The organism is Massilia cellulosiltytica, assembly GCF_047325105.1.
Taxonomy (GTDB): Bacteria; Pseudomonadota; Gammaproteobacteria; order Burkholderiales; family Burkholderiaceae_D; genus Telluria; species Telluria orientalis.
Genome location: NZ_CP168562.1, coordinates 442,524 through 455,525, shown reverse-complemented (window position 1 = coordinate 455,525; position 13,002 = coordinate 442,524). Strand labels below are relative to the sequence as shown.

Below are 13,002 nucleotides of genomic sequence, written 5' to 3'. Positions count from 1 at the left end.
GCATGGCGCTCGCCACCCAGTGCCCGCATTGCCACACCACGTTCCGCGTCGCCGCGGACCAGCTCAAGCTCCGCGGCGGCATCGTCCGCTGCGGGTCTTGCCAACGCATCTTTGACGGCAACGCCCACCTGATCGACCTGGACAAGCCGGCCGCGCCGGCGCCCGTCCAGGAAGACGACGCGTTGCCCGTCTACACCCTCGACTTCGACCACACCTTCGATCCGCTCGGCATCCTGCCGAAGCCTGCCGACGACGTGCCCGAGCCCGAGCCGGAGCCCGAGCCGGTGCGCGCGCACGTGTGGCGGCGCGCGCCCGAGGCTGAAGAAGGGCCGGAAGCGGCGCCGGTCGCGGCGGACTATGCCCCCGCCGACCGCGTCGAACCGCAACTGGAGCGGGTCGTCCACGCGGCGCCCGACACCGAACCGGAGCCCGAGTCCGAGCCTGCCGAAGACCCTGTCGCCGAACCGCCGCCAGCGAGCGCCTACGCGCCCGCCGACCGCGTCGAACCGCAACTGGAGCCGGTCGTCCACGCGGCGCCCGATACCGAACCGGAGCCCGAACCCGAGCCCGCCCCCGCCGAAGACCCTGTCGCCGAACCGCCGCCAGCGAGCGCCTACGCGCCCGCGGACCGCATCGAACCGGGTTTCGACCTGCCGGTGACCGAGGAAATCGTCGCCCAGCCGCTGCCGGATTACGAGCCGGAGCCGGAGCCGGAGGCTGAACCCGAGCCGGAACCTGAGCCCGAGCCCGAGCCTGTCCCGGCACCGCCCGCGCCGGCATCCGACGCCCCGCCCTTCCTGCCGCTACGCGCATCAGCCGCGAGCGAACCGCCCGCGCCCGCACCGGCGATGATCCCGCCCGTGGTGAAGCCGGCGCGCAGCAAGGCCGCGCGTACGTCCGACGCGCGCGCGCGGCGCTCCAAGCTGACGCCGACGAAGATCGAACCGCCGAAGCTGCGCCTCGCGCTCGACGCCGACGCCGACGAGCCCGAATTCGTCAAGCGCAGCCGCCGCCAGGAACGCATGGGGCGCACGCAGCGCATGCTGATGGCCGCGGGCGCCGTCGTGCTGCTGCTCCTGCTGCTGGCCCAGGCGGTGCTGGGCTTCCGCAACACGTTGGCCGCGCAGCATCCGGGCCTGAAGCCGGCCCTGGCGGGCGCGTGCGCCCTGCTGGGCTGCCGCGTGGATCTGCCCGCGCAGACCGAGAACCTCGTCATCGAGACGGGTGAACTGACGACGCTCGGCCCGAACACGTACGCATTGAATACGCTGCTGCGCAACCAGGGCAGCCTCGTGCTGGCCTGGCCCAGCATCGAGCTCGAGTTGACCGACGCCAGCGACAAGCCCGTGCTGCGCCGGGTGCTGGCACCCGCCGACTACCTGCCGCGCGGCACGCCGCCGGCGGGCGGTTTCGGCCCGCACTCGGAACAGCCGGTCACACTGCATTTCACGCTGGACGGCCTGCAGCCGTCCGGTTATCACACTTTCGTTTTCTATCCTTGAGGCTTCCAATGACCAAGACCTCGCTGATCTGCGGCTCGATCGCCTTCGACAAGATCATGCAATACCACGGCCGTTTCGGCGAAACCCTGCTGGCCGACCAGCTGCACCGCGTGAACGTCTCGTTCCTCGTGCCGACGCTGCGCACGGAATACGGCGGCTGCGCCGTCAACATCGCCTACAACCTGAAGCTGCTGGGCGGCGAGCCGCTCATCATGGGCACCATCGGCCAGGACGGCGGCGACTACCTCGACCGCATGGAGCAGCAAGGCCTCGCCACCAACGCGATCCGCACCATCGAGAACGCGTACACGGCCCAGTGCTTCGTCACGGCCGACCTGGACGGCAACCAGATCAACGCCTTCCACCCGGGCGCCATGCAGTTCTCGCACGAGAACAGCCTGGCCGACTACCTGCCGCTGCGCGTCGCGATCGTCGCGCCGGACGGCCGCGACGGCATGATCAAGCACGCGCGCGACTGCGCGGAACGGGGCGTGCCGTTCATCTTCGACCCGGGCCAGCAGTTGCCGATGTTCAGCGGCGACGAGCTGCTGACGTTCATCGACCAGGCCAGCTACCTCGCCTGCAACGACTACGAATTCGAGATGGTGATGGACCGCACGGGCCTGCCCCTGCAGGACATCGCCGCGCGCCTGGACGCGCTCATCGTCACGCGCGGGGAAGCCGGTTCGGACATCTACGCCGGCGGCGAGCACCACAAGATCCCGGCCGTGCCGGCGGCCAGCGTCGTCGATCCGACGGGCTGCGGCGACGCCTACCGCGCCGGCCTGCTGTTCGGCATCGCCAATGACCTCGACTGGCCCACGACGGGCCGCCTGGCGAGCCTGCTGGGTTCCATCAAGATCGCCCACCAGGGCGGCCAGAACCACGGCTTCACGCCTTCGGAGATCGCGGATAAATTCGAAGCGGCCTTCGGCTACCGCTTCTAAAGCGTCGGGGCAATGAAAAGCGCGCCGTCCCTCGCGGGACCGGCGCGCTTTTTGTTGGGTGTAGCCAGCGTCAGATGTAGAACACCTGGCGCAGCAGGTATTGCGCGATCTGGATCAGGATGAAGGCCACGAGCACCGACAGATCGAGGCCGCCGACCGGCGGGATCACGCGGCGCAGCGGGCGCAGCAGCGGGTCGTTGAGCGCGTGGACGAACGGCGCCAGCGGCGCATGCGGATTGACCCAGCTAAAGATCACCTCGATGATCAACAGGCCCATGAAACCGTACAGGATCCAGTCGAGCAGGCGGACCACGGCGATCAGCACGACGGCCTGGCCGCTCGTCCCCGCCAGCAGCAGGATCGACGATGCCGCCAGCACGACGAGAAACGCGCCCAGCAGGCTGGCCCAGTCGTAACCACCCATGCCCGGCACGATGCGGCGCAGCGGGCGCACGAGCCAGTCGGACAACGTGAACGTAAATTGCGCGACGGACGCCGGCGGACGCACGCGGGTCACCTGCATCCAAAAACGCAGCAGCAAGACGCCACCCAGCACACCGGCCGCGGTATCGACGATCAATTTAAGAATGGGCAGCACGACGACTCCTTGAAAAAAAAACCGCTGTGTGAAAGCTCACACAGCGGTATTTTGCCTGAACCAGGCAGGAATGGCTTACGGACGGCTGCTGGTCGGGAACGGCCATGCTGCCGGTGCGATCACCGACTTGGCGGCCGGTGCCGGGGCTGCAGCGGCGCCGCTGTCCTTGCCGTCGGTCTTGGCTTCGGCTTTCGTCTCGGCCTTGGTGTCGGCCTTGGTTTCAGCTTTCGACTCGGCCTTGGCTTCCGGCTTGGCTTCAGCCTTGGTTGCGGGCTTGCTTGCGGCCTTCCTGGCGGCCGGCTTCTTCGCAACAGGAGCAGCAGCTTCCGGCTTCGCTTCAGCCTTGGCGGCCGGCTTGGCGGCGGCCTTCTTCACTGCCGGCTTGGCTTCGCTTTTGGCGGCGGGAGCGGCGGCCTTGGTGGCTGCGGTCTTGGTGGCTGCACTCTTGGTCGCTGCGGTCTTGGTCGCTGCAGTCTTCGTCGCAGCCGGCTTGGCGGCGGTGGTCGACTTGGCGGCGGTCTTGGTTGCAGCCGGCTTGGCGGCAGCGGTCGACTTGGCAGCGGTCTTGCCTGCTGCTTTCTTCGCAGCCGGTTTAGCGGCGGCGGTCGACTTGGCGGCAGTCTTGCCTGCTGCTTTCTTGGCAGCCGGTTTGGCGGCAGCGGTCGACTTGGCGGCGGTCTTGCCTGCTGCTTTCTTGGCAGCCGGTTTGGCGGCAGCGGTCGACTTGGCAGCAGTTTTCTTCGCAGCCGGTTTAGCGGCGGCGGTCGACTTGGCGGCGGTCTTGCCTGCTGCTTTCTTTGCAGCCGGTTTAGCGGCGGCGGTCGACTTGGCAGCGGTCTTGCCTGCTGCTTTCTTTGCAGCCGGTTTAGCGGCGGCGGTCGACTTGGCAGCGGTCTTGCCTGCTGCTTTCTTGGCAGCCGGTTTGGCAGCAGCGGCCGACTTGGCAGCGGTCTTCTTCGCAGCCGGTTTGGCGGCGGCTTTGGTTGCGGTCGACTTGGCGGCGGTTTTCTTTGCTGCCGGCTTGGCGGCGGTGGTCGACTTGGCTGCAGTCTTTTTCGCTGCCGGTTTGGCGGCGGTGGTCGACTTGGCGGCGGTCTTGGTTGCAGCCGACTTGGTAGCGGTCGACTTGGTTGCTGCGGTCTTGGTTGCAGCGGCTTTCTTTGCTGCCGGTTTAGCGGCGGCGGTCTTGGTTGCTGCAGCTTTCTTTGCAGCCGGTTTAGCGGCGGCGGTCGACTTGGCGGCGGTTTTGGTTGCTGCCGATTTAGCCGGAGCCTTGGTTGCTGCGGCTTTTTTCGCAGCCGGCTTCGCAGCGGCTTTAGCGGCTACGGTTTTGGTTGCGGGTTTATCTGCTGCTGCCTTTGCGGCCGGTTTGGTGGCGGCTTTTGCGGCCGGCTTTGCTGCTGGTTTTTTCGCGGCGGTTGCCATTTTCTGTTCTCCTTCTCTGCGATGAGAAATTACGCTACATGGTTTGAACCCGTCCAACCCGGTCTGCTTGGTCGGGCGAATTATTCATCGGCGCAAACGCTATGTTTGCGTCAATGAATCCGGCACCAGCCGAACTGACGCGGCGATTCGATAAAACCCGTAAAACATCCGGGCATTCATCGCCGATTTACGCTATACTGTGTATTCATACAGTAGTCGCTCAATCGCTCTCCGCGGCACCTCGGCTAATCGTCGTCGCCGACGACCTAAACGACTAAAGTCCGATGGCTCACTGCGCTGTCCACATCGCAGCCCGCTGGCCGCGAAAAGAAAAAGCCGCCATACCCGACGTTTATCAGGCAATGCGGCTTGTTCTTTTCGCTAAGCTTACGTGCATACTGAATGAATCAGCGTCCCATTTATGATCGGTTTGTTTCCCGTTGAACGCCTCGAAAATCGGCGTCTTCACGTTTTGACAAATTCAATCACGTAAAGTACACGAAAACCTTGTCAGTGCGCAACCCGCACACAATATTTTTCATGTCTTTTACAGGTGAACCAGCGATAACCTCAACCGAAACGATCGCTGCGATAACGTTTGATTCCTTCCTCGTCTTGCTTGGTCTCCAAAAACAAGCGCGCAAAACAATGCGCATTACGTTACTACCATTCCGCATAAAGCCTTTATTTAAAGGCGATATTCGAAATCAGTCCGCCGCCGCGGTGATACGCAGCAAGTCCATCTTGCACAGCCACGCGAGTCCGCGCAGCAAAGTCGGCCGGTCGCACGGTCCGAGCGCGTCGAGCAGCTCGTCGACCTGCATCGGCCGCGATTCGATCGATCCGAAGATCTGTCCAAACTCTTCCAGCGTCGGCAGCGACGCGTGCGCGAAGCGGTTGATCGCGAGCTCGCGATACTGGCGCAGCAGCGCGAGCGATGCGTCAGGCGCGAGTTCCACCATCGACGCCGGCGTGATCCGCAGCGTCGGGTACGTGGCGAACAGCTCGAACGGATCGAGCCGGTCCGGCACGACTGCCGGCAGCGCGGGACCGAGCGCCGCATCGGCGCGGCGCCGTTCGTCGAGCTCGCGCCACAACGCGCGGTAACGCCCGAACACGACGGCCCAATCGAATTCCGCGCGCGCACGCCGGCGTGCGTTCTCGCCCAGTTCGCGCCGCAGCGCGGCATCGCCGGCGAGGCGCGCGCAGGCCTGCGCGAGGGCCGGTCCATCCACCGCGACCGCCTGGCTCGTATGGCCGCAGTACGCGTCGTAGCTGTCCACGCCATCGTCGTAACGCTGCGCGAGATCGGGGCCCGCGCCCGCATCCGGCATCACGGTCGGGATGCGGTAGCCGTCCACGCCGTCGCGCACGGTGTCGCGGTAGCCGTTCCAGTCGCTGACGATGCACGGCAGGCCCGCCGCCATCGCTTCCAGCGGCGTGAGGCCGAAGGTCTCCTGCACGTTGTCCGCGAGCGAGATGAAGACGTCGGCGGCGGCCCAGGCGTCGAGCTGGTTCGCCGCCACGCGGCCGTCCAGCACCGACAGCGTCACGGACGGGCACAGTTGCGCGGCCGCCTCGTGGAAAGCCTTGTCGATGGCTTCGTTGGCGAACCACCCGCACAGCACCAGGTGCACGCGCCCACCGCCCTGCGCCGCGGCTTCGAGCGCCGCGAACATCTGTTGCGGATGCGCCTTCGCGTGGAACGACAAATGGCCGAGGAACAGGAACGCGACGTCGCCGGTTTCCAACCCCAGGCGCCGGCGCACGGTGGCGCGGCGGGATGCGTCGACGTCGAAGTCGGCCGCGTGCACGCCGAGCGGGATCAGGGGCAGCTGCGGCTGTTCGAAGCGCTGGGCACCGAGGCGCGCACTCAAATACTCGGCCTGGCGCTCCAGCACGCGGCGCACGCTGTCGCGCACGACGCGCGACGTGCAGATCACGGCATCCCAGCTGCGCACGGGCGCCACGAGCAGGTTGGCGAGGCTCGTCATCACGGCGTGGCTGGCCGTCGTGTGCGTGATGCCGCACAGGCTGTAGCGGCGCTCGCCGAGTCCCTGGCGGCGCCACGCGAGGCGTTCGATGCCGGGCGCGGGGTGGTACAGCGTGCCGTAGCGTTCCAGGTCCTGCGGGCGGCCCTGCGCGATCCAGTCGACCTGGCCCTTGTAGCCGGACTCGCGCAGCAGGCGCTCGCCTTCGGCCGCGTGGGCCTGGCCGCCGGCGAAGCAGCCGACCGACTCGAGACCGGGCGCCGTCGCGATCGCGCGCAGCAGTCCGGCGCCGGCGGCCTGGCGTCCCATCAGGCGCGGGCCCGATGTCGAGTAGCCGTCGGGGGCGTAGTGGAAGGCGAAGCGGTCCGTCATGCGACCTCCTCCGTGTCCGCGCGCTCATCCAATGGCGTGAGCAGGTCGAGGTAGACCGGCAGGCCCACCGTTTCGAAATCGTAGCGCGTGCGCACCGTCTCGCGTCCGGCCAGGCCGACGTGGGCGATCTCGTGGCGGCGCGCGATGAGGTCGAGCGCGCGGTCGGCGAGCAGCGCCGTGTCGAAGAACGGCGTCAGGAACCCGTTCTCGCCGTCGCGGATCACTTCCCGCACCGGCGCCGTATCCGAGCCCAGCACCGGCACGCCGACGGCCATCGCTTCCAGCATCGACCAGGACAGCACGAACGGATACGTCAGGTACACGTGCAGGCTCGAGACCTGCAGCGCGCTGCGGTAGGTGGCGTACGGCACCTTGCCGAGGAAGTGCACGCGCGACCAGTCGACGGTCTCGGCGCCGCCGTCCAGCTCGGCCTTGAGCGCGTCGCGGTAGCTTGCATGGCCCGGCGGCGGACGGCGGCCGTAGCTGACGCCGTCGCCGCCGATGACGACGACCTGCAGCTCCGGATTCCCGGCCAGCAGCCGTGGCAGGCTGCGCATGAAGACGTGGAAGCCGCGGTAGGGTTCGAGGTTGCGCGCGACGAACGTCAGCACCGGCTGCGCGCGCGCGAGCACGGCGCCGCCGGGCAGTTCCAGCCGCGCCTGCGGATCGGGGCTCAGTTGCTGCGTGTCGATGCCCTCGTGGACTTCGCGGATCTTGCCGCGCAGTTCGGGCGGGTGCACGCCGCGCTGCCACGCCGTGGGCGCGACGCCGTCGTCGGCCGCGAGCAGCGACTGCATCAGCACGGAGTTCTTGATGCGGATGCGCAGGCGGTCGTCGAAGCTCACCGGATACTCGGGATCGAAACCGACGTCCAACCCGCTTGCCGCCCACCAGAACTCGCAGAACACGACGAGGCGCGCCTGTGGGAACACGTCCTTGACGAACAGGGCCTCGCCCCAGCCGGGGTGGCACACGACGACGTCGGGCGCGAAGCCTTCCTGCTTCAGCGCCACGCACGCGCGCGCGACGGCCTGGCCGCGGCGCACGCAACCTTCGAAGTGGCGCAGGTAGTGATGGGTCTTCTCGCCCGGACCGTCCGGCCTGGCGTAGCCGATCGTCCGCACCTTCGGTCCCAAGGGCTCGCGCCGCACCGCGGTCTCTTCGCCGATCGCGACGACGTCGAAGTCGGGCCGCGTCTGCAGATACCGCATCAGCCGGCGGAACTGGCCCGGCAGATTCTGGTGGATGAAGAGGACTCGGGTCATGACGTTCGGTTCGCGTGACGACGACGACAAGTTGGAATTGAACGCATGATAGCCTCAGACTCCGCGTCGTGGCGCGACGCACGTGCAAAATCGTGAAGAATGCGTGCGTTGGACCACGCTGGATGGCATCAACGTATCGTCGAAGGTACGCACCAAGGCACATCGACCGCGGGTGTGCGCGGTGCGCGGTCGCGGCGCTAGCTGCGGAAGGTCCAGCGTCCATCGGCGCGCGCGTGGCACATCGTGCATGCGTCCCGTGCCGCCACGGCCTCCACGCCGGCACGTTCGCGCTGGCGGCGCACGATGGCGGGATGGTCGAGGAGCGGGCTGGTGAACATGACGGACTGCGGAGGGCGAGGCCGAAGTGGCGGCGGCATGGCATGGCGTTGTACCATGGGCGCTCCTTCACAACGCCGCCACCGTCATGCTCCCCCTGCTCAATCCGCAGCCGCGCGTCGGCGTGGTACCGATCTTCGACGACCACCGCTGCGTCATCATCGACGACTTCATGCTGGAGCCGGAGGCACTGGTCGACTTCGCGGCGAACAACCACATGAGTTTCCAGGACCTGGCGGGCAACTACTATCCGGGTCCCGAACTGCCGCTCGGCGGCGCGCTCGCGGCGCGCATCCAGGACAGCTTCCTGCAGCACGCGCGCGCGCCGCTGGGCGCGCGCCGCATCCTCGACATGAAGAGCCGCCTGTCGCTCGTGACGCGCCGCCCGCAAGACCTGCTGCCGGGCCAGCGCCTGCCGCACCGCGACTTCACGGGCCTGCCGGCCGGCGTCGGCGCGGGCGCGATGGTGCTGTACCTGTTCAGGGACGAGCGCTTCGGCGGCACCAGCTTCTTCAAGCCGAAGGTGCCGGAGCCCGAGATCACGGCCCTGGAAAACGATCTGAGGCGCCACGAACGGGCCGGCGCGGCGATGCCGGACGTGCCGCCGACCTTCGCGATCGCGTCGAGCCGCTGGTTCGAAAAGGTGCTGACGGTCGAACCACGCTACAACCGGGCGATCTTCTACAACGGCGGGATCTTCCACTCGGGACACATCCACATGCCCGAGCTGATGGTCGGCGACCCGCGCACGGGGCGCCTCACGGCGAATGCGTTCTTCCAGCTGCGCATGGCCGCCGGCTGAGCGTCGCTAGCCCCGACCCTCGGTCTCCCAATACGGCGGTTCGCCGAACGCCGCGCGTAACCAGGCGCCAAGCGCGCGCAGCTTCGCGGACGGATGCTGGCCGTCCGCGTGCGCCATATAGATGTATTCCTGTTCGGCCTCGACGCCGACGTCGACGACGCACAGCGTCCCTGCCTTGAGCGCCCCGCTGACGATGAACACCGGCAGCAGCGCGATGCCCAGTCCGGCGAGCGCGGCGTCGCGCATCATGTCGCCGTTGTTCAGGACCAGGCTGGGCCGCGCGCGCACGATGCGGGTCTCGCCCTGCTGCGCGAAGCGCCAGTCGGCCGCGCCGCGGTGCGTGTAGAAGATGCCGCGGTGGTCCTCGAGTTCGTCCGGGGAACGGGGCGTGCCGTGCCGGTCCAGGTACGCGGGCGCCGCGACGAGCACGCGCCGGCTCGTCGCCAGTTGCCATGCGACGAGATAGGTATCCGCGATCGGACCGTGGCGGACGACGGCATCGAAGCCGTCCGACGTCGCGTCGACCCGGCGGTCGTCCAGGTCCAGCGTCAGTTGGATGTCGGGATGGGCGGCCAGGAAGGGATAGAGCGCAGGTCCCAGGTGCATGCGGCCGAACGTCACGGGCGCGGCGATGCGCAGCGGGCCGCTCAGCTGTCCGCGCCGCTCGGCCAGGTCGGCCGCGGCCTCCTGCACGTCGCGCACGATGCGCGCGGCGCGCGCAAGGAACGCGGCGCCGTCCTCCGTGAGCGACAGCTTGCGCGTGGACCGCTGCAGCAGGCTGGCGCCGAGCGACCGCTCCAGCTCGACGAGACGCTCGCTGACGACGGAGCGCGACACGCGCAAGCGGCGCGCCGCTTCGCTCAGGGAACCGCTTTCGGCCACGGTGACGAACGTGGCGATGCCTTCCAGTTTCATGTCTGTTCACCCTGTTTGTTCGGCGTTTCCGAATTGCTGTTGCGGTATTTGGCGACTAGTCCGGCTGCTCATCCTAAACCATACTGGCCTCGACCCCAACGCCCGTCAACCCAGGAGATCCTCATGTTCCCACGCATCGCAACGGCCGCCGCCGCACTGTCGCTGTCCCTGGCGCTCAGCCATCCCGCCACCGCCGCCGTCCAGCCCTTCCCGCCGGCGTTCAAGGCACAGACGATGCAGGCCGGCGACGCGGCCCTGCACGTGGTCACCGGCGGCCACGGCCCCGCCGTCGTGCTGCTGCATGGCTTCGGCGACACGGGCGCGATGTGGTCGCCGCTGGCCGCCCGCCTGGCGGCCAGCCACACCGTCGTCGTGCCGGACCTGCGCGGCATGGGCCTGTCCTCGCACCCGGCCGGCGGCTACGACAAATGGACGCAGGCCGGCGACGTCCGCGCCGTCCTCGACAAGCTCGGCATCGACCACGCGGTCGTCGTCGGCCACGACATCGGCACGATGGTCGCCTTCGCCTACGCCTCCCGCTATCCCGACCGGACGGACCGCCTCGTCGTCATGGACGCGCCCGTGCCCGGGATTCCGCCGTGGGAACAAATCCTGCGTAATCCGCTGCTGTGGCATTTCTCGTTCGGCGGCCCGGACGCCGAGCGCCTCGTCGCCGGCCGCGAGCGCATCTACCTGGACCGCTTCTGGAACGAATTCGCCGGCGACCCGAAGAAGGTCGACGAAGCGACCCGGTCTTATTATGCGAAGCTGTACGCCCGCCCTGGCGCGATGCACTCGGCCTTCGCGCAATTCCTCAGCTTCCCCAAGGATGCCGAGGTCAACCAGAAAGTCGTCGCCAATAAACTGCCGATGCCCGTGCTGGCGATCGGCGGCGCCAAATCGTTCGGCGCCAACGAGGCGATCGTGATGCGCAATGCGGCCACCAACGTCACCGAAGTGGTCATTCCGGATGCGGGGCACTGGCTGATGGAAGAGGCGCCGGAGGCGACGATGAAGGCGATCCAGAAGTTCATCGAATAATGCCCTTGCTCGTCGACGAGCGCGTGGCCTCGCCAGCACTGCTTGTTAGACTACAGTTTTTTATGCGACGCCATGACGACCATTCCTGATCTACCCTGCCTGCCCCTCGACAGTCCGCGCTGGCAAGAACTCGAGCATGCCTACGGCAAGGCCGCCGACATACCGGCGTTGCTGCGCCAGCTCGCTTCGCTGCCGCCATCCGGTCCCGACGACGAGCCCTGGTTTTCGTTGTGGAGCGCACTGGCGCACCAGGGCGACGTGTATGCGGCGTCGTTCGCGGCGGTACCGCACGTCGTACGCGCGCTGGCGCTGGCGCCTGATCGTGCCGGCGCGGTCTATCTGCAATTTCCGGCCTGGGTCGAAATTTGCCGCAAACGGGAACGTGTCGTCATCCCGTCGGACCTGCAAGACGCCTACGCGGCGGCATTGGCTGCCCTGCCGGGCCTCGTCGCGGCGGCTGCCGTGCGTGCGTGGGATGAAGAGTTTCTGGCGTGCGCACTGGCCGCACTGGCTGCCGTCAAGGGGTCAGTCGACGTGGCGGAAGCGGCACTGGAACTGACGCCGGAAGTGGCCGGAGATTTTCTCAGGTGGCTTGAGGACCGTTGAGTCTGGCGCATATATAAAAGAAAAGCCCGTCGATTGACGGGCTTTATCATGCCTGGAAGAACGGGCCGGGCAATGTGCGGATCAATCCCAGTTCAACGCCCCACCGGTCTGGTACTCGGTCACGCGCGTCTCGAAGAAGTTGCGTTCCTTCTTCAGGTCGATCATCTCGCTCATCCACGGGAACGGGTTTTCCTCGTTCGGGAACAGCGCGTCGAGGCCGATCTGGACGGCGCGGCGGTTCGCGATGAAGCGCAGGTAGCCCTTGAACATGGCTGCGTTCAGGCCCAGCACGCCACGCGGCATCGTGTCTTCGGCGTAGCGGTATTCCAGGTCGACGGCCTGCAGGAACAGCTGCTTGATCTCTTCGCGGAATTCCGGCGTCCACAGCTGCGGGTTTTCCATCTTGATCGTGTTGATCAGGTCGATGCCGAAGTTGCAGTGCATCGATTCGTCGCGCAGGATGTACTGGTACTGCTCGGCGGCGCCCATCATCTTGTTCTGGCGGCCCAGCGCGAGGATCTGCGTGAAGCCGACGTAGAAGAACAGGCCTTCCATCAGGCAAGCAAACACGATGATCGAACGCAGCAGCTTCTGGTCGTTTTCCAGCGTGCCGGTGTGGAACATCGGATCGTTGATGACTTCGATGAACGGGATCAGGAACTGGTCCTTGTCGCGGATCGACGGGATCTCGTTGTAGGCGTTGAAGATTTCCTTCTCGTCCAGGCCCAGCGATTCCACGATGTACTGGTACGCGTGGGTATGGATCGCTTCCTCGAACGCCTGGCGCAGCAGGTACTGGCGGCATTCCGGCGCCGTGATGTGGCGGTAGGTGCCCAGCACGATGTTGTTGGCGGCCAGCGAGTCGGCGGTCACGAAGAAGCCCAGGTTGCGCTTGACGATGCGGCGCTCGTCTTCGGTCAGGCCGTTCGGGTTCTTCCACAGTTCGATGTCGCGCTGCATGTTCACTTCCTGCGGCATCCAGTGGTTCGCGCAGCCGGCCAGGTATTTATCCCACGCCCATTTATATTTGAACGGGACCAGCTGGTTGACGTCGGTCTTGGCGTTGATGATGCGCTTGTCGTCCGCATTCACGCGCTTGGCGACGTCGGCGGCGCTGGCTTCAGGATTGACGGCGGCAAGGTTGGCAACCGCGGCCGGTGCGGCGGCCGGTTCATCGTCCCAGGAGAGAGCCATGATATTTT

The 13,002-nt window shown here is 66.8% G+C and carries 12 protein-coding genes; 5 read left to right on the top strand and 7 right to left on the bottom strand.

Features of this window, described 5'->3' with window-relative positions:
* Positions 1-2 precede the first annotated feature (2 nt).
* Entirely contained in the window at positions 3-1,502 is a 1,500-nt protein-coding gene (locus tag ACEN9H_RS02080) for a DUF3426 domain-containing protein (RefSeq protein ID WP_413673612.1), read from the top strand.
* Between the two features lie 8 nt (positions 1,503-1,510).
* The gene (locus tag ACEN9H_RS02075; protein ID WP_056129912.1) at positions 1,511-2,449 is read left to right on the top strand and encodes a carbohydrate kinase family protein; all 939 of its coding nucleotides are present in this window, start codon (positions 1,511-1,513) and stop codon (positions 2,447-2,449) included.
* Between the two features lie 70 nt (positions 2,450-2,519).
* On the opposite strand, the gene ACEN9H_RS02070 is transcribed toward ACEN9H_RS02075, so the two are convergent.
* From ACEN9H_RS02070 to ACEN9H_RS02050, 5 genes are all read right to left on the bottom strand, one after another.
* Positions 2,520-3,047, bottom strand: a complete 528-nt coding sequence (locus ACEN9H_RS02070) for a YggT family protein (RefSeq protein ID WP_229411988.1) — start codon at positions 3,045-3,047, stop codon at positions 2,520-2,522.
* Positions 3,048-3,122: 75 nt separating this feature from the next.
* Entirely contained in the window at positions 3,123-4,472 is a 1,350-nt protein-coding gene (locus ACEN9H_RS02065; protein WP_413673611.1) for a transcriptional regulator, read from the bottom strand.
* A gap of 707 nt (positions 4,473-5,179) precedes the next feature.
* A complete protein-coding gene (locus ACEN9H_RS02060) occupies positions 5,180-6,835 on the bottom strand; it encodes a glycosyltransferase family 4 protein (RefSeq protein ID WP_413673610.1) in 1,656 nt (551 codons plus the stop codon).
* Positions 6,832-8,100, bottom strand: coding sequence for a glycosyltransferase family 4 protein (locus ACEN9H_RS02055; protein ID WP_413673609.1), 1,269 nt, complete (start codon positions 8,098-8,100; stop codon positions 6,832-6,834). Before ACEN9H_RS02055 ends, ACEN9H_RS02060 begins: the two co-directional genes overlap by 4 nt.
* Positions 8,101-8,297: 197 nt before the next feature.
* Positions 8,298-8,438 (bottom strand): hypothetical protein, encoded by a 141-nt coding sequence (locus ACEN9H_RS02050; RefSeq protein ID WP_413673608.1) that lies wholly within the window; start codon positions 8,436-8,438, stop codon positions 8,298-8,300.
* 86 nt (positions 8,439-8,524) lie between these two features.
* Between ACEN9H_RS02050 and ACEN9H_RS02045 the strand changes: the two genes are divergently transcribed.
* Entirely contained in the window at positions 8,525-9,238 is a 714-nt protein-coding gene (locus ACEN9H_RS02045; protein ID WP_413673607.1) for a DUF6445 family protein, read from the top strand.
* Positions 9,239-9,244: 6 nt separating this feature from the next.
* On the opposite strand, the gene ACEN9H_RS02040 is transcribed toward ACEN9H_RS02045, so the two are convergent.
* On the bottom strand, positions 9,245-10,153 hold the full coding sequence (locus ACEN9H_RS02040) for a LysR family transcriptional regulator (protein WP_413673606.1): 909 nt from the start codon (positions 10,151-10,153) through the stop codon (positions 9,245-9,247).
* 123 nt (positions 10,154-10,276) lie between these two features.
* Here ACEN9H_RS02040 and ACEN9H_RS02035 point away from each other — a divergent pair, with 123 nt between their 5' ends.
* Both ACEN9H_RS02035 and ACEN9H_RS02030 read left to right on the top strand, forming a co-directional pair.
* Positions 10,277-11,194 (top strand): alpha/beta fold hydrolase, encoded by a 918-nt coding sequence (locus ACEN9H_RS02035; protein WP_413673605.1) that lies wholly within the window; start codon positions 10,277-10,279, stop codon positions 11,192-11,194.
* A gap of 72 nt (positions 11,195-11,266) precedes the next feature.
* A complete protein-coding gene (locus ACEN9H_RS02030) occupies positions 11,267-11,800 on the top strand; it encodes a hypothetical protein (RefSeq protein ID WP_413673604.1) in 534 nt (177 codons plus the stop codon).
* An 81-nt stretch (positions 11,801-11,881) separates the two neighbouring features.
* Here the strand turns inward: ACEN9H_RS02030 and ACEN9H_RS02025 are convergent, their stop codons facing one another.
* The gene (locus ACEN9H_RS02025) at positions 11,882-12,994 is read right to left on the bottom strand and encodes a ribonucleotide-diphosphate reductase subunit beta (protein ID WP_413673603.1); all 1,113 of its coding nucleotides are present in this window, start codon (positions 12,992-12,994) and stop codon (positions 11,882-11,884) included.
* Positions 12,995-13,002: the final 8 nt, after the last annotated feature.

Bases quoted from the DNA above. Each gene is read 5' to 3' on its own strand.
- ACEN9H_RS02065 (WP_413673611.1), bottom strand. From the start codon at position 4,472: ATGGCAACCGCCGCGAAAAAACCAGCAGCAAAGCCGGCCGCAAAAGCC.
- ACEN9H_RS02025 (WP_413673603.1), bottom strand. From the start codon at position 12,994: ATGGCTCTCTCCTGGGACGATGAACCGGCCGCCGCACCGGCCGCGGTT.
- ACEN9H_RS02080 (WP_413673612.1), top strand. From the start codon at position 3: ATGGCGCTCGCCACCCAGTGCCCGCATTGCCACACCACGTTCCGCGTC.
- ACEN9H_RS02040 (WP_413673606.1), bottom strand. From the start codon at position 10,153: ATGAAACTGGAAGGCATCGCCACGTTCGTCACCGTGGCCGAAAGCGGT.
- ACEN9H_RS02075 (WP_056129912.1), top strand. From the start codon at position 1,511: ATGACCAAGACCTCGCTGATCTGCGGCTCGATCGCCTTCGACAAGATC.
- ACEN9H_RS02045 (WP_413673607.1), top strand. From the start codon at position 8,525: ATGCTCCCCCTGCTCAATCCGCAGCCGCGCGTCGGCGTGGTACCGATC.
- ACEN9H_RS02035 (WP_413673605.1), top strand. From the start codon at position 10,277: ATGTTCCCACGCATCGCAACGGCCGCCGCCGCACTGTCGCTGTCCCTG.
- ACEN9H_RS02060 (WP_413673610.1), bottom strand. From the start codon at position 6,835: ATGACGGACCGCTTCGCCTTCCACTACGCCCCCGACGGCTACTCGACA.
- ACEN9H_RS02050 (WP_413673608.1), bottom strand. From the start codon at position 8,438: ATGTTCACCAGCCCGCTCCTCGACCATCCCGCCATCGTGCGCCGCCAG.
- ACEN9H_RS02030 (WP_413673604.1), top strand. From the start codon at position 11,267: ATGACGACCATTCCTGATCTACCCTGCCTGCCCCTCGACAGTCCGCGC.
- ACEN9H_RS02055 (WP_413673609.1), bottom strand. From the start codon at position 8,100: ATGACCCGAGTCCTCTTCATCCACCAGAATCTGCCGGGCCAGTTCCGC.